16 protein-coding genes and 3 pseudogenes are annotated in these 13,903 nt (G+C 62.0%); 16 read left to right on the top strand and 3 right to left on the bottom strand.

Going from position 1 to position 13,903, the window contains the following annotated elements; all coding sequences use genetic code 11:
* Positions 1-63: 63 nt before the first annotated feature.
* Entirely contained in the window at positions 64-633 is a 570-nt protein-coding gene (locus ASD15_RS32270) for a DUF1294 domain-containing protein (protein ID WP_157200910.1), read from the bottom strand.
* 17 nt (positions 634-650) lie between these two features.
* Positions 651-1,673: a tryptophan--tRNA ligase gene (gene trpS, locus ASD15_RS11760; RefSeq protein WP_057155065.1), complete on the bottom strand. Its 1,023-nt coding sequence runs from the start codon at positions 1,671-1,673 to the stop codon at positions 651-653.
* A 288-nt stretch (positions 1,674-1,961) separates the two neighbouring features.
* On the opposite strand from trpS, the gene ASD15_RS11755 reads away from it, so the two are divergent.
* A complete protein-coding gene (locus tag ASD15_RS11755; protein WP_057155063.1) occupies positions 1,962-2,669 on the top strand; it encodes a hypothetical protein in 708 nt (235 codons plus the stop codon).
* A gap of 60 nt (positions 2,670-2,729) precedes the next feature.
* On the opposite strand, the gene ASD15_RS11750 is transcribed toward ASD15_RS11755, so the two are convergent.
* Positions 2,730-3,134, bottom strand: coding sequence for a YXWGXW repeat-containing protein (locus ASD15_RS11750; protein WP_057155061.1), 405 nt, complete (start codon positions 3,132-3,134; stop codon positions 2,730-2,732).
* Positions 3,135-3,331: 197 nt separating this feature from the next.
* Here ASD15_RS11750 and ASD15_RS11745 point away from each other — a divergent pair, with 197 nt between their 5' ends.
* The 15 genes and pseudogenes from ASD15_RS11745 to ASD15_RS11685 form a co-directional block, all read left to right on the top strand.
* Positions 3,332-5,275 (top strand): CocE/NonD family hydrolase, encoded by a 1,944-nt coding sequence (locus ASD15_RS11745; protein WP_057155059.1) that lies wholly within the window; start codon positions 3,332-3,334, stop codon positions 5,273-5,275.
* Between the two features lie 244 nt (positions 5,276-5,519).
* The gene (locus ASD15_RS11740) at positions 5,520-6,890 is read left to right on the top strand and encodes a reverse transcriptase family protein (protein ID WP_082551785.1); all 1,371 of its coding nucleotides are present in this window, start codon (positions 5,520-5,522) and stop codon (positions 6,888-6,890) included.
* A gap of 81 nt (positions 6,891-6,971) precedes the next feature.
* Positions 6,972-7,187: a DUF4287 domain-containing protein gene (locus tag ASD15_RS11735; protein ID WP_057155055.1), complete on the top strand. Its 216-nt coding sequence runs from the start codon at positions 6,972-6,974 to the stop codon at positions 7,185-7,187.
* 92 nt (positions 7,188-7,279) lie between these two features.
* Positions 7,280-7,735 carry an N-acetyltransferase gene (locus ASD15_RS11730; protein ID WP_057155053.1) on the top strand — a complete coding sequence of 152 codons (456 nt, stop codon included), beginning with the start codon at positions 7,280-7,282 and terminating at the stop codon, positions 7,733-7,735.
* Positions 7,736-7,752: 17 nt separating this feature from the next.
* Positions 7,753-8,184: a GNAT family N-acetyltransferase gene (locus ASD15_RS11725; protein ID WP_307188279.1), complete on the top strand. Its 432-nt coding sequence runs from the start codon at positions 7,753-7,755 to the stop codon at positions 8,182-8,184.
* On the top strand, positions 8,166-8,639 hold the full coding sequence (locus ASD15_RS11720; protein ID WP_082551776.1) for a nuclear transport factor 2 family protein: 474 nt from the start codon (positions 8,166-8,168) through the stop codon (positions 8,637-8,639). Before ASD15_RS11725 ends, ASD15_RS11720 begins: the two co-directional genes overlap by 19 nt.
* A 27-nt stretch (positions 8,640-8,666) precedes the next feature.
* On the top strand, positions 8,667-9,293 hold the full coding sequence (locus ASD15_RS11715; RefSeq protein WP_229418159.1) for a hypothetical protein: 627 nt from the start codon (positions 8,667-8,669) through the stop codon (positions 9,291-9,293).
* A 16-nt stretch (positions 9,294-9,309) separates the two neighbouring features.
* On the top strand, positions 9,310-9,519 hold the full coding sequence (locus ASD15_RS11710) for a hypothetical protein (RefSeq protein WP_057155048.1): 210 nt from the start codon (positions 9,310-9,312) through the stop codon (positions 9,517-9,519).
* Between the two features lie 175 nt (positions 9,520-9,694).
* Entirely contained in the window at positions 9,695-10,111 is a 417-nt protein-coding gene (locus ASD15_RS32265) for a hypothetical protein (RefSeq protein ID WP_157200909.1), read from the top strand.
* A gap of 254 nt (positions 10,112-10,365) precedes the next feature.
* A pseudogene (locus tag ASD15_RS32260) lies at positions 10,366-10,667 on the top strand (transposase); the annotation flags it as partial.
* Between the two features lies 1 nt (position 10,668).
* Positions 10,669-11,771 (top strand): IS3 family transposase gene (locus ASD15_RS11695; protein ID WP_373888173.1). Its coding sequence is split into 2 segments (ribosomal slippage), with 1,101 coding nucleotides annotated over them: positions 10,669-10,806 and positions 10,809-11,771; the frame shifts between segments, so codons are not numbered across the junction. This gene is flagged as partial in the annotation.
* A 25-nt stretch (positions 11,772-11,796) separates the two neighbouring features.
* Positions 11,797-12,255 (top strand): Imm30 family immunity protein, encoded by a 459-nt coding sequence (locus tag ASD15_RS31660; RefSeq protein WP_082551775.1) that lies wholly within the window; start codon positions 11,797-11,799, stop codon positions 12,253-12,255.
* Positions 12,256-12,462: 207 nt separating this feature from the next.
* Positions 12,463-13,166: pseudogene (locus ASD15_RS33150) on the top strand (type VI secretion system Vgr family protein); the annotation flags it as partial.
* A 52-nt stretch (positions 13,167-13,218) separates the two neighbouring features.
* Positions 13,219-13,452: pseudogene (locus ASD15_RS33145) on the top strand (DUF2345 domain-containing protein); the annotation flags it as partial.
* Position 13,453: 1 nt separating this feature from the next.
* A partial coding sequence (locus ASD15_RS11685; protein WP_157200914.1) for a DUF2345 domain-containing protein occupies positions 13,454-13,840 on the top strand: 387 nt, incomplete at its 5' end.
* Positions 13,841-13,903 lie beyond the last annotated feature (63 nt).

The raw sequence follows: 13,903 nt of genomic DNA, 5'->3' as shown, positions 1-13,903 counted from the left end.
GCACGGCGGAGTACGACATCATGGTGGGCGATTTCCTGGCACGCTACGTGCGGTGAGTCCACCCTACGCGCCGGGGAAACGCTGCGCCAGCCAGCTGAAGGCCGCCAGGTTGACGGTCACGGTGGCCCAGAACGCGAGCTGGAAGGAAGTCTTGCTGGATTTGTGGCGCAGCCATTGCTGCGCCACGATGGCGCCGGGCCAGCCGCAGCACAGGCCGAGCAGCAGCAAAGTGCTTTCGGGCGTACGCCAGCGTCCCGCCTTGGCGGCGGACTTGTCGATGGCGTAGAACATGAAACAGACCACGCTGGCGCCTGCGTACAGCAAGGCGGGCCAGGCGGGAATCCGCCATAGCAGGATGGCGACCAGGTACAGCACGGCGAGCGCGCCGATAGCCAGGTAAGACGCGGCGCCGGCGCCGCTGACACCGCCATTTCCGGCGCCATTGCCGCCGCGGCGTCCGGAACCGGCGCGACCGGGCCCGGCATTGCCGCGCCGTTGGACGCCTTTAGCCAGGTCGATAATGCGTGGCGCGCGCTTGCCGCCCTTGGCCGCAGACGGGCCGCGCTCGGGCTGCTGGGCCGGGTCGCCCGAGCGCTTGGGCTTGGCCGGTTTGCGCGGCGCGGCAGGAGCCATGCGGGCTGCGCTGCCGGTTAGAAGTAGCTCAGGCCCAACGCGGCCTTCACTTCGTCGGCCGTCCTGGCAGCCACTTCGCGCGCCTTGGCCGTGCCTTCCTTCAGGATCTGCATGACCTGGCCCTTGTCCTTGGCGAATTCTTCGCGGCGGGCGCGGATCGGCGCCAGCATTTCCTGCAGCACTACTTCCAGGCGTTTCTTGACGATGCTGTCGCCCAGCCCGCCGCGCACGTAGTGCGCCTTCATTTCTTCCAGCGCCGCTTTTTCGGTGTCGAATGCGTCCAGGTAGATGAAGGCCACGTTGCCTTCCAGGTGGCCGGGGTCCTGCACGCGCAGGTGCAGCGGGTCGGTGTAGACCTTTTTGACGGCGGCGGTGATCTCGTCGGCGGTGGCGCCCAGGTTGATGGTGTTGCCCAGGGACTTGCTCATCTTGGCCTTGCCGTCGATGCCAGGCAGGCGGCCGATTTCCGGCACCAGCGCCTTGCACTCGACCAGGATGTCGCGGTTGGCCAAACGGTTGAACTTGCGCACGATTTCGTTGGTCTGCTCGATCATCGGGATCTGGTCTTCGCCCACCGGCACCAGCGAGGCCTTGAAGGCCGAAATGTCAGCCGCCTGGCTGGCTGGATAAGTCAGGAAGCCGGCCGGGATGTCGCGTTCGAAGCCGCGCAGGATGATTTCCTGCTTCACGGTCGGATTGCGCTCCAGGCGCGCCACGGTCACCATGTTCAGGTAGTAGAAGGTCAGCTCGGCCAGTTCGGGGATCTGCGACTGGATCAGGATGGTGGACTTGGCCGGGTCAATGCCCACGGCCAGATAGTCCAGCGCCACTTCCACCACGTTGCGGTGCACCTTGTCGGTGTCTTCCATGTTGTCGGTCAGCGCCTGCGAGTCGGCCAGCATGATGAACTGCTTGTACTCGTGCTGGTAGGTCACGCGGTTGCGCAGGCTGCCGACGTAATGGCCCAGGTGCAGCGGACCGGTAGGACGGTCGCCGGTCAGGATCACGGACGGGGTGGTGGGCGTTGCTGGCTGGCTCATACGGGTTCCTTGGGGTTCCTAAGTGTCGCCCCGCACGATGCGCCAAGAAAAACGCCACCCTGCGAAGGCGGCGTTGACTAAATACTCACATCACTGTGCAGTGGCCGCGCTATGTCAGCGGGACCACCAATTCAGGCAGGTGCGATGTGGTTGGAAATATTTCATGTCCGTATGGTTGCAGTTTGCCGCGGCCCTGTCAAGGTTGGCGCCCGTTTGCGCAGTGTCATTCCACTTGTTTGTTGATCGTGGTAAATTAACAAGATTGCAATCAGCGTCACGAGGTCGAGAATGAATCAGCACAGCTTGAAGAAGAGCGCGGAGCCTGCCCGCCACGACGGGAAAAAGGAATCCATGGTCAAGCAGTTGCTGCTGGCTGCCGCGCGCGGCGCCGGCGCAGGCGTGCTGCGGGTGGCGCTGGCGCTGCTGGCGGCCGTTCTGGTCAATGCGGCCGGGGTCACGCTGGCGCTGGCCTTCAGCGCGGATGCCTGGATGGGCCATGGCGGTTCGGTGCTGTTCGCACTGCTGATCGGCGTGCCGTTCATCGTCGCCGTGGGCGTGACGGGCATGATGGCGTACAAGCAGGGCTTGATGGGCATCCTTAGCCGCTTGCTGGAGACCCAGGCGCCGGCCCTGGCCGGACTTGGCGCCAGCTTGCTTGAGAAATTTTTGAAGACACTAGACTACCAGCCCGGCGGCCCGCTCAGCGGCGCCTTGCTTGACCAGTGGCGCAAGTTCCTGAAGTTGCAGGACGACCTGCCTCGGCCGCTGCCCTTTCTGTTGGTCGCCCTGGCCGACAAGGTGCCATTTTCCGAGAGCATCACGGAGGTGGCGAGCGGCGATATGACGCTGCAGGAAGTGGCCCAGGAGGCCATGGAAGACATGGTCCAGCTTGCCATAGAGGGCGGCTTGCGCCCCGAACCCGGGCCGCTGTTCGGGGCACTGGCGCTGCAGTTCGCGTTGTGGGTGATGCTGGCCGCCGTATTGCACTACCGCTAGCCGGCGCCGGCCCCGGATGTGGCCGGGGCGGCGGGATGACCAAGGGGGATAGGCGGCGGCTCAGTGGCGATTGGGGTTGTTTGGCCGGTCGTCGTGGCGGTTCGGTACGCCGTCGCCATCCCGGTCACGGTCTACACGGTTCGGTACGCCATCGCGGTCGCGGTCGCCGCGATGCCAGCCGCCGCGTTCCACCACCCAGCGGCCGTCGCGCTCTTCCCACACGGTGGGGCGGTACACGTAGCCATTGCGGTCGCGTACCCATTTGCCCTTGACCCATACGTTGCGGCGCCCGTTCCAGTCCCAGTGGCCCGCCACCCAGGTATAGCCCCGGCGCGCTTCGGGCACGCTTTCGTGGCGCGGCGGCGGTGGCGCGGTGCGCACGACAATGACGTCGGCGAACGATGGCACGGCAACCCCGCCACCCAGCGCGGCCGCCATGGCAGCGGCTATCAGCAGTTTTTTCATGATGACACTCCTCGTTCTGTTGTGTGTTCAGCCAATGTAGGCTGGCTCAGCCTTATGATCTGTGCGGCGACGCGCATAGTGATAGGCAAGTTGCAAGCAGAGGTAACAGGATAGAAAAAGTGCGTTACAAAAGTTGCATTGCGCTATGAATGGCAACTGTCTACCATGGCCCGCAGCACAAAATTGGAGACATACCCATGCGCAACAAGCGTACCCGCACCCTCATCCAGCTGCCGGCCCTGGCGGCGCTTTCCCTGTTCGTCTCGTCCGCGCTGGCGCAAACGCCGCCGATGGCGGTGGACATTCCCGCCAGCTTCACCGCGCCGGTGAACCAGGCCGACTATGTGAAGAAAGTGGTGATGGTGCCGATGCGCGACGGGGTCAAGCTGTATACCGTGATCGTCATCCCCAGGGGCGCGGGCGTGAATGGCGCCAAGGCGCCCATCATGCTCACCCGCACGCCGTACAACGCGGCCCGGCGCGCCCAGCGCAACATCAGCCCCAGCATCCGGGCCATCCTGCCGCAGGGTGACGAAACCTTTATCGACGAAGGCTATATCCGCGTGTTCCAGGACGTGCGCGGCAAATACGGCTCCGAGGGCGAGTATGTGATGACGCGTCCGCTGAGCGGCCCGCTCAACAGCAGCAAGATCGACCACGCCACGGACGCCTGGGACACCATCGAGTGGCTGACCAGGAACGTGCCCGAGTCCAACGGCAAGGTTGGCATGGTGGGTTCTTCGTACGAAGGCTTCACGGTGATGATGGCGCTGATGGACCCGCATCCCGCACTGAAGGCGGCGGTGCCGATGAGCGCCATGGTGGACGGCTGGCGCGGCGACGACTGGTTCCACAACGGCGCCTTCCGCATGCCCAGCCTGCCGTACATCGGCGGCCAGACCTCGGTCAAGGGGCGCGGCGAAGCGGTCGCCAGCGGCTATTTCGACGATTATGAGGGCTTTCTGCGTGCCGGCTCGGCCGGCGACTACGCCAGGAAGTTCGGCCTGGACCAGCTGACCTACACCAAGAAGCTGTTCGAACACCCGGCCTACGACAGCTACTGGCAGCACCAGGCGATCGACAAGCTGGTGGGCGCGCGCAAGCTGAGCGTGCCGACCATGCACGTGGTGGGGCAGTGGGACCAGGAAGACATCTACGGACCGTACGCCGCCTACGCCGCCATGGAGCCGCAGGACAAGGCCAACAAGCTGAACTACCTGGTGATCGGTCCATGGCGGCACAGCGGCGTGAACTACGACGGCTCCAGCCTGGGCGCCATCAAGTTCACCGGCGACACCGCACTGGAATTCCGCCGCAACGTGATGCAGCCCTTCTTCAACCAGTACCTGAAGGACGGCGCGCCGGTGGCCGACACGCCGCCCGTGCTGAGCTATCAGACCGGCACCAACCGCTGGCAGCGCTTCGACAAATGGCCGCAGTCGTGCGCCAGCGGCTGCCCGGCCGCATCCAAGGCCATCTACCTGCAGGCCGGCTACAAGCTGGGTTTCGAACCGCCCGCGGCCGGCGCCGCGTATGACGAATACGTGTCCGACCCGGCCAAGCCGGTGCCATTCGTGCCGCGCCCGGTGCGCATGCATGACGAGAATGTGTGGAAACCGTGGCTGGTGAGCGACCAGCGCTTCACCTCTGACCGTCCGGACGTGCTGACCTATGTGACCGAGCCGCTGCAAGCACCGCTGCAACTGTCCGGCCAGCCGATGGTAAACCTGTACGCCGCCACCAGCGGCACCGACGCCGACTGGGTGGTCAAGCTGATCGACGTCTATCCGGATGAGATGCCGTCGCAGCCAGAGCTGGGCGGCTACCAGCAAGGCATCTCGATGGACATTTTCCGTGGCCGCTACCGCAACAGCCTGGAGCGCGCCGAAGCTATCCCGGCCAACAAGGTGGAACGCTACCGCTACGCACTGCCAAACGTAAACCATGTGTTCCTGAAAGGCCACCGCGTGATGGTGCAGATCCAGTCCAGCTGGTTCCCGCTGTACGACCGCAACCCGCAGCGCTTCGTGCCCAATATCTTCCACGCGCAGCCGTCGGACTACATCAAGGCCACCCAGCGCATCTACCACGCGCCCGGCTCGGCCAGCGCGATTGAACTGCCGGTGGTGGAAGCGCGCTGATCCTGCGCGTCTATCCTCCTGGGTTGACCGTTGTGCGAAATTGCCCTACTGTGTCGGCGGGGCGGACTCCTTCAAGCCGGCCTGTCCCTGCTTCGTGCAGGGACAGCCTCTACGGGGCTACCCCGTGGTAACTTGATTGGTTCAGCATTTCGCCGCATGGGCCTGGTTGCGCTTTCGCGCAAAGCCGCTCACGCATCACGAGACTCGTTGAAGGACCTCCGCCCCTTTTGGATCTTTGCTGCGCATGAATACAAAGCAGTTCACCGTGCTGGCGCTGGCCGATATGGTGCTGGCCACGGACGGCAGCCTGGCCAGCCTGATCGGCGCATGCAATCGCGTATTCGACGCGGAACCGCCGTGGGTGCCCGCTGCTTGCGCGGCGCTCATCGAACGAACCGGTGACTACTTCCACTACTACAGCAGGCGAGAACTGGCCGCTCTCCTGCTGGAGTGCATTGGCCACGGAAGCGCTGGCGCGCGCGATGAAGACGCGGAGCCGGGGCACGAGCGGGGGCTGGAGTGCTTAGTGATGCCGGACGTGCGGCGCTTGTGTGTGGAGCCGGCTTTGCGCCCGCCCAAGCCAGCCTGGCTCGCCGCGCTTGCACTGCCGGACTTACCGACTGCCGGCGCGCTGGCCGCCTGGCTGAACGAACCGGTCGGCGCCCTGGACTGGTTCGCCGACCAGTGGCGCCTCGCGCGCGATGCGCAATCGCCGCTCCAGCATTACCACTATCGCTGGGTACCCAAGCGCAGCGGCGGGCAACGGCTGATAGAAATACCGAAGGCGCGGCTGCGGCGCATCCAGCAGAAAATCCTGCGCGAGATACTGGACATGGTGCCGCCGCACCCGGCCGCGCATGGCTTCCGGCGCGGCCACTCCTGCGTCACGCACGCGGCGCTGCACGCTGGCCGGCATGCCGTGATCCGCATGGACCTGAAGGACTTTTTTCCGAGCATACAGCTGTCACGCGTCCATGCGCTGTTCGAAAAGCTGGGCTATCCGCATAGAACGGCCGGAACGCTGGCCCGGATTTGCGTCAACCGCACGCCGCAGGGCGCCTTGCGCGACAAGCTGGCCGGCGGGGCGCTGCCTTGGCTTGAACGCCAGGCGCTGAAGTCGCCCCATTTGCCGCAAGGGTCCCCTTGCTCGCCCGCGCTGGCCAATCTGTGCGCCTACCGTCTCGACATTCGGCTCTCGGCGCTGGCACAATCCCTGGGCGGGTCCTACAGCCGCTATGCAGATGACCTGGCATTCTCCGGCGGCCCTGCGTTCGCGCGGGCAGCGGACCGTTTCCACGTGCGGGTCGCCGCGATCGCACTGGAGGAAGGCTTCCGCGTGAACACGCGCAAGACCCGCCTGATGCGTGAGGGCACGCGGCAGCAGGTGACAGGCATCGTGGTAAACGCCCATACCAATGTCGCGCGCGACGAATACGACAAGCTTAAGGCCACGCTGACCAATTGCGTGCGCCATGGGCCCGCGTCCCAGAACCGCGACCGGCATCCGGACTTCAAGGCCTACCTTGCCGGCAGAGTTTCCTACGTGAGAATGGTGAACGCGGGCCGGGCGAGCAGGCTGCAAGGCCTGCTGGACGCCATCGCATGGGCAGCCTGAAAAAATAATCTCGCCTGCTTGTCGATTCCGGCCGCGCCCGTCCGTCGTGTTCATAGTGACTGACTAGCTATGGAGAGAAAAATGAGCGACAAAGACGTTGTCAAGGGCCCGGCTTCCTACTTCCCTTCCATCGAGAAGAAATACGGGTATCCGGTCGCTCACTGGCTTGGCCTGCTGGCGTCGGCCGGCCAGATGAAGCACATGGAGCTGGTGAACTGGCTGAAGGCGGAGCACGGGCTTGGCCACGGCCATGCCAATGCACTGGTGGCCTACCACCTGGCCAAGCGCCAGGGCTAGGGCAGCGCTGCATCGTCTTGTGAGAATGTGCGCATTTTCATAGGCCCCCACCTGCTATTCTGCTCACATTATTGTTGAATGCGGAGCGAACGATGGGCGTGCCCGTGACGCGGCTGGCCCATGCCGGCGACAAGGCCGGCATCTGGCACTTGTATCAGGCGGCGATGAAGCCGCATATCGAATCCATCTGGGGATGGGACCAGGACTGGCAGAGCGCCGACTTCGATCAAGCCTTTTCGTCGTCCGCGAGTTATGTTGTGGAAGTGGACGGCGAGTTTGCGGGCTACTTCCAGCTAGACTTGAACCCGGACGACATCTATCTGCGCATGCTGGTGCTTGCGCCAGTATTCCGCTCCAAGGGCCTGGGTGCGCGCCTGCTGGGGGAACTGTGTCACATGAGCGTCCAATCGCGCCGGCGCCTCAGCTTGCGCGTGTTCCGAGTGAACGGCGATGCCAAACGATTTTACGAACGGGAAGGCTGGACCGTGGAGTCCGAGGACGACCTGTTCTGGATGATGACCCGCGCGGGCTGCAAAGGAAGGGAATGAACTACAGGCGGGCAACCGTGCAGGATATTCCTGCCATGTCGGCGATACGCCTGGCGGTGACGGAGAACGTGCTGTCCGATCCTTCGCGCGTAACGGAGCAGATGTACAGGGACTATCTGCACCTGCTCGGCCGTGGCTGGGTGGCCGAGTGCGAAGGCGTGATCGCCGGTTTCTGCTACGCGGACAAGGGCCAGTCGTCGATCTGGGCGCTGTTTATGGCGCAAGGGTATGAGGGGCAGGGCATCGCCAGGCGCCTGCTGCAGCTGGCTGTCGACTGGCTGTTCGAGCAGGGCAGCGCGAGCATCCGGCTGACCACTACAGCAGGCACGCGCGCCGACGCGTTTTACGCACGCCAGGGCTGGACGCGCGGCATGCTTAACGAGCGTGAAGCGGTGTTCACGCTAGCTAACTTAAAGAGAACCCACAAGCCATGTCAGGAAAATACTTAGTCAAACCGCGATTCGTTCAGCAGTGCCTGGCCCTCGCGCTGGCGTGTGGCGCGAACGCCGCTGCTGCCGCAGCGCCGGACGCCAGCCCTGCGCTGGTGGAGTTGGTACAGCGCCATGCCGAAGCGCAGCGCGACTTCGACCAGGCCACGCTGAAAACCGTTACTGCCGAAAACTATGTCGAAGTGTCTCCCGCCGGCGAGGTGGACAGCCGGGAGAAAATGCTGTCCTTCTACGCTCCCGAGCAAAAACGCCCGCCGCCGCAGCTGCAGGTGAGTGAGCCGATGGTGCGGGTGCTGGGCGAGACCGCCGTCGTTCTCGCCAAACTGACCTACACCATGGGCGCGGAAGGCCAGGCCCGTACCTTCGCCATGCGTGCCAGCTATGTCGCGCAACTGAAGGAAGGCAAGTGGAGACTGGTGGCGGCGCAGTACACTGGCATACGCCCCCCGAAATAAGGGGAGCCAATGGGAGCGAAGACTTGGATGCTGGTGTACAGCAAAGGGAACCCGGCGGAGATCTTGAAGGGGAAGCCGGAGCTGGACCGTGAAGCAAGCATTGCGCTCGCGCAGCGGCTGTTCCCGTCCGAGAAATTGGAGGCCTTGAGCGATGTTGACTTGTCTTACACCTGCCCGCCGGACAATGAGCTGGTGGTCGGCTGCTTCCCCGGTCTCGCGGTGGTGGCTGCAAAGGAGTTCGGCATCGACTGCCCGTCCAGGTTGCCAGTGGCGTTCCTGGAACAATTCCCCGGCTACGGCATCTATTTGCACGCCATGCATAGCGTGGTCGACTGGTTTGCTTATGCCGTGTGGTTGGATGGGAAGCTGCAACGCTCCCTGAGCCTGTCGCCGGACAGTGGGGTGCTGGAAGATATCGGAGCGCGGCTGCCGTTCGAGCAGCCTTACTGGAACGGCGCCCATCCGGCCGTCGATCCGGATGAAGATGAAGCCGACTATCCCTTCGTTTTCCATCCGCTGGAGTTGGGCGAGGCCGCCCTGGCAGCGTTGTTTGGCTACCAGTTGGAAGGCATGATCGATCCCGCGCATCTGCAGCCGGAAACGGTGCCGTTGATGCGCTTCAAACGTAAAAAAGCCTGGTGGCGGTTCGGCTAGTGCGAAAGAGATGCAAATGAAATTCAATATCTACGGCAGGTTTCAGCTTGATGTCAGGCGTGTTGGCGATGAGTGGGAAGTCTATCGCCTGGACTATGGCAAGCGCGTTCCCATGGAAGAAATCGTCATCCCACCGACGCTACCCGAGGACGAAATCGCCACCTATCTGGACGATATTTTCCACGAACTTGCCGGGTTCGGTCAAAGCATAGAGGTGCTGGTTTGAACCGCAGAGAGTTGAACATGTAGGCCGAGAAACAAGTCACAGTTTTGAGGGCGGCTAACGTGCGCTAGCTTGGACTTGACCTGATACCAATTGGCAGATGAGTTAGAGTTCTGACAGGCCGCAACCGGCCAGAAGCTGCCGCTCAACCTATGATTAGTTTTTTTATTTGAGATTTATGAGCAACCAACATTGGCGAATTGAAGAACTCAAGCATCATTCGAAAGACATTTCTTGGCTCGATGCCAGTGAGGTCAGCCAGGCTTACAAGTTGGTTGGTCTTTATGATTCGAAAAGTCACCTTGGTTTGAATGCCCACACAGTTGGTTCAGTGGAGCGACTTGAGTTCGACGAGGACGTATCAACTGCTACCGATTGGTTGCGGCCTCGTATTTCTGGCATTCAGGAATTGATAGTAGTGTTTGGTGGGGATGATTGCTTCCGTTGCAGTGGCAACTTCTTTGTAGAGAATTGGTCGGACATTTTTATGCCCGCACGCGACGATGCGATGGCCTACTCACCAGAAAGCTCTATCATTCTATTCTACTGCCATGAAAATGAATTCGAGGTTGGACAACGGATTATTTTTGACTGAAATCGGCCATAAGCGGACGCCTGAGCCAATGAAACTTTCTGCACTAAATTGAACCGGACCGGAAATCTGGGAGGCTCCAACATCTGAGAGAATGGAGCCATTGATCCGCTTGGATTTGCTGGAGACTTTACGGGCGCGAATTTGGCCGGTCGTGGGCCTGTTCGAGCATTTCCGAGGCCAGGCTCCGAGCGAAGAATGAATCGCCACGACCGTTGTAGACACTCCTGAGCCATAATTTAGGCAAAGGAGAAATCATGAGTGGGAAGCGCTACACGGAAGAATTTAAGGTCGCTGCGGTCAAGCAGGTTGTTGATCGCGGGCACCCAGCGGCCGAGGTCGCTGAACGGCTTGGTGTCAGTATYCACAGCATCTATGCGTGGACAAAGCGGTATGGCGTGCCTGAAGTCGAGCGCAAAGCGCAGGACGCTCAGTCTGACGAAATGCGGCGACTGAAGGCCGAATTAAAGCGCGTTACCGAGGAGCGGCAACGCCAGCGTGGCGCTGCCGGACGCGCTGGTGCAGAAGTGGAAAAAGGAAGGGCGTTACGAGCGCGAAGNCACAGCATCTATGCGTGGACAAAGCGGTATGGCGTGCCTGAAGTCGAGCGCAAAGCGCAGGACGCTCAGTCTGACGAAATGCGGCGACTGAAGGCCGAATTAAAGCGCGTTACCGAGGAGCGCGACATCTTGAAAAAGGCCGCGGTGTACTTTGCCAAGACGTCCGGGTAAGGTACGCCTTCATTCAGGAAGTACAGGACGAATTTCCGGTGCGGCGCTTGTGCAAGATGATGGGAGTTCATCCCAGCGGTTTCTATGCGTGGTGCGTTCAGCCGGAGAGCGAACGGGCCAAGGAAGACAAGCGCCTGCTCGGTCACATTAAGCAGTCGTGGCTCGAAAGCGGCGCGATCTACGGCTACCGCAAGGTATCTGACGACCTGCGCGACCTAGGGGAACGATGTGGCATCAATCGCGTTCACCGCATCATGCGCTCAGCGGGTCTGCGCTCCCAGACCGGATACGGCAAACGCAAATGGAAAGGCGGCGGCGTGCCATCGGTGGTGACGCCGAATCATCTGCAGCGGCAATTCGACGTGCTTGAGCCAAACCGTGTCTGGGTAACGGACATAACCTATATACGAACCCATGAAGGCTGGCTTTACTTGGCAGTCGTACTCGACCTGTTTTCACGCCAGGTGGTCGGGTGGTCGATGAGTTCGCGTATTGACACGGAGCTGGCGATGAATGCGCTGCTGATGGCGGTTTGGCGACGCAAGCCGACTGATTCTGTGATGGTTCATTCCGATCAGGGCTCGCAATTCACCAGCAAGGACTGGCGCGATTTCTTGACAGAGCATCGGCTGGCACCAAGCATGAGCCGGCGTGGAAACTGTCACGATAATGCTGTCGCTGAAAGCTTCTTTCAGCTACTAAAGCGCGAGCGCATCAAACGCAAGACCTATGCAACCAGGGACGACGCCAGGATGGACATCTTCGACTACATTGAGATGTTCTACAATCCGAAGCGCCGTCACGGATTTAATGACAGGCTTTCGCCAGCAGAGTTTGAGCGAAGGTTTTTGAACGGCTCGCGGGTGTCTAGCAGACTCGTGGTGATTCAGGCCTTCAAGAGCTCATTAAAAAAACAAAGAAGCATATCCTGACGTATTCAAAAAATTAAGGAAAAAAATGAACACTATCCTTAAATCAAAATTTTTAGAACTCACCTCGGCGATCAAGAAGAATGATCTCAATTCAGTCGGTAGTATTGACGCTGTTCTTGCTGACATAGCCAAAGAGAACGATCCATCTACTGTGGCAGTATTGCTACTATCCCTGGATGACAATTTCGACTTCGACGAAGGTGTGTTTTCGATAATCCATACTGCTGAAGCCTTTGACGATCAGACTTACATTCCGGGTTTCTTGGCTACGATACCACATCTTTTCCAATCTTCTCCGCGTTGGGCATCCATTGTTCTTATTAGGATACTTAATCATGCAGGGAGTAAAGAGGCTTTAATAAAATCGCTAATGCAATCCCCCGAGCCGACAAAAAAAGCGGTAGAACAGCTATGCAACCAAATTAATGATCAAAGCACCGATTTCTTAAGCAAAACAGTTGCTGTGCTGGTGGCAACCAAATAACCATAATTTAGGCAACAACACCGACACCAAGGGGCAGCGCCCCCGGCGACGAGCGCACCGGCACCTGGGGGCGTAGCCGAAGCGCTGGTCGACTTCATCGAAGGCGACATGGACCGCCCGGTGGTGGTGGCCCAGCTCTACACCGGCAGCGACGCCCCGCCCTTCGCGGCGGGCGTGGACGNGCTGGTCGACTTCATCGAAGGCGACATGGACCGCCCGGTGGTGGTGGCCCAGCTCTACACCGGCAGCGACGCCCCGCCCTTCGCGGCGGGCGTGGACGCGGGCGTGAACCACGCCGGCACCATCTCCGGCATCCACAGCCACAACTTCGACCGCAGCGGCTACGGCCAGTGGCAACTGGACGACACCCCCGGCCAGGTGCGCACGCGCCTGGCCAGCAGCAGCGCCGCCACCCAGCTCAACCTGGGCTACCTGATCCAGCAGGCGCCCGGCTCCGCCCAGCGCGGCAGCTACCGCGGCGCAGGCTTCGAACTGCGCACCGACGCCTGGGCCGTGCTGCGCGGCGCCGAAGGCGTGCTGCTCACCACCAGCGCGCGCAACGCGCAAGGCAGCGGCATCGCCTCCACGCAGATGGACAGCGCCGAATCCCTGGCGCAGCTGAAGGCCGCCGAGGAACTGGCCAAGCAGCTGGGCGACGCTGCCACCGCGCAGCACGCCCTCATCAGCAAGGACGCCGCAGCAGCGCACAAGGACTTCATCACCCAGGTCGATCCCCAGCAAAGCGGCAAGCACGCCGGCGCCATCAACGGCCAGCAGGCCGTCAAGGCGCAAGCCGGCTCGCGCGACCAGGACAGCGCCAAGCCGGTGGAAAAGTTCGGCACCCCGCTGGTGCTGATGGACGCCCCGGCCAGCATCAACTGGGCCACGCCCGCCTCCACCGTGCTGTTCGCNGAGGCCGACAGCGCCAAGCCGGTGGAAAAGTTCGGCACCCCGCTGGTGCTGATGGACGCCCCGGCCAGCATCAACTGGGCCACGCCCGCCTCCACCGTGCTGTTCGCCGGCAAACAGCTGCAATGGACCACGCAGCGCGACCTGCACCTGGCTGCGGCGCACACCGTCTCCTCGGTGGCCGGCAACGCGGCCGGCTTCTTCAGCCACGCCGGCGGCATCCAGGCCTTCGCCGGCAACGGCCCCGTGTCGCTGCAGGCGCATACCGGCGAGCTGGAGATCCTGGCGNGTGGCCGGCAACGCGGCCGGCTTCTTCAGCCACGCCGGCGGCATCCAGGCCTTCGCCGGCAACGGCCCCGTGTCGCTGCAGGCGCATACCGGCGAGCTGGAGATCCTGGCGGACAARGAGATCACCGTSATCTCSGTSAACGACAGCATCGAGATCAAGGCCAGCAAGAAGATCGTGCTGCAGGCCGGCCAGTCCAGCATCACGCTCGACGGCGGCGACATCACCTTCGCCTGCCCCGGCAACTTCACCGTCAAGGGCGGCCAGCACATCTTCGAMGGCGGCGGCAGCGGCGCGGCGGGCCTGCCCGCCCTGCCCACCGGCAGCGCCATCTGCATCGAATGCCTGAAAAACGCGGCGGCCAAGGCCAGCAGCTTCCTGGTCCGCTAAGCGATAGAAAAATATGGACAACCCAACCCACACCTACGCCCTGCTCGACTGCTCGCAGCACGA

Origin of the sequence: Massilia sp. Root351, from assembly GCF_001425045.1 — a bacterium.
GTDB lineage: Bacteria > Pseudomonadota > Gammaproteobacteria > Burkholderiales > Burkholderiaceae_D > Rugamonas.
This window is presented reverse-complemented; position numbering and strand designations above follow the sequence as displayed.

What these genes read in the sequence shown, in the direction of transcription:
- ASD15_RS11710 (WP_057155048.1), top strand. Translation starts at nt 9,310, where the DNA reads ATGAAATTCAATATCTACGGCAGGTTTCAGCTTGATGTCAGGCGTGTT.
- ASD15_RS11755 (WP_057155063.1), top strand. Translation starts at nt 1,962, where the DNA reads ATGAATCAGCACAGCTTGAAGAAGAGCGCGGAGCCTGCCCGCCACGAC.
- ASD15_RS32270 (WP_157200910.1), bottom strand. Translation starts at nt 633, where the DNA reads ATGGCTCCTGCCGCGCCGCGCAAACCGGCCAAGCCCAAGCGCTCGGGC.
- ASD15_RS11720 (WP_082551776.1), top strand. Translation starts at nt 8,166, where the DNA reads ATGTCAGGAAAATACTTAGTCAAACCGCGATTCGTTCAGCAGTGCCTG.
- ASD15_RS11715 (WP_229418159.1), top strand. Translation starts at nt 8,667, where the DNA reads ATGCTGGTGTACAGCAAAGGGAACCCGGCGGAGATCTTGAAGGGGAAG.
- ASD15_RS11735 (WP_057155055.1), top strand. Translation starts at nt 6,972, where the DNA reads ATGAGCGACAAAGACGTTGTCAAGGGCCCGGCTTCCTACTTCCCTTCC.
- ASD15_RS11730 (WP_057155053.1), top strand. Translation starts at nt 7,280, where the DNA reads ATGGGCGTGCCCGTGACGCGGCTGGCCCATGCCGGCGACAAGGCCGGC.
- ASD15_RS11740 (WP_082551785.1), top strand. Translation starts at nt 5,520, where the DNA reads ATGAATACAAAGCAGTTCACCGTGCTGGCGCTGGCCGATATGGTGCTG.
- trpS (WP_057155065.1), bottom strand. Translation starts at nt 1,673, where the DNA reads ATGAGCCAGCCAGCAACGCCCACCACCCCGTCCGTGATCCTGACCGGC.
- ASD15_RS11745 (WP_057155059.1), top strand. Translation starts at nt 3,332, where the DNA reads ATGCGCAACAAGCGTACCCGCACCCTCATCCAGCTGCCGGCCCTGGCG.
- ASD15_RS11750 (WP_057155061.1), bottom strand. Translation starts at nt 3,134, where the DNA reads ATGAAAAAACTGCTGATAGCCGCTGCCATGGCGGCCGCGCTGGGTGGC.
- ASD15_RS31660 (WP_082551775.1), top strand. Translation starts at nt 11,797, where the DNA reads ATGAACACTATCCTTAAATCAAAATTTTTAGAACTCACCTCGGCGATC.
- ASD15_RS32265 (WP_157200909.1), top strand. Translation starts at nt 9,695, where the DNA reads ATGAGCAACCAACATTGGCGAATTGAAGAACTCAAGCATCATTCGAAA.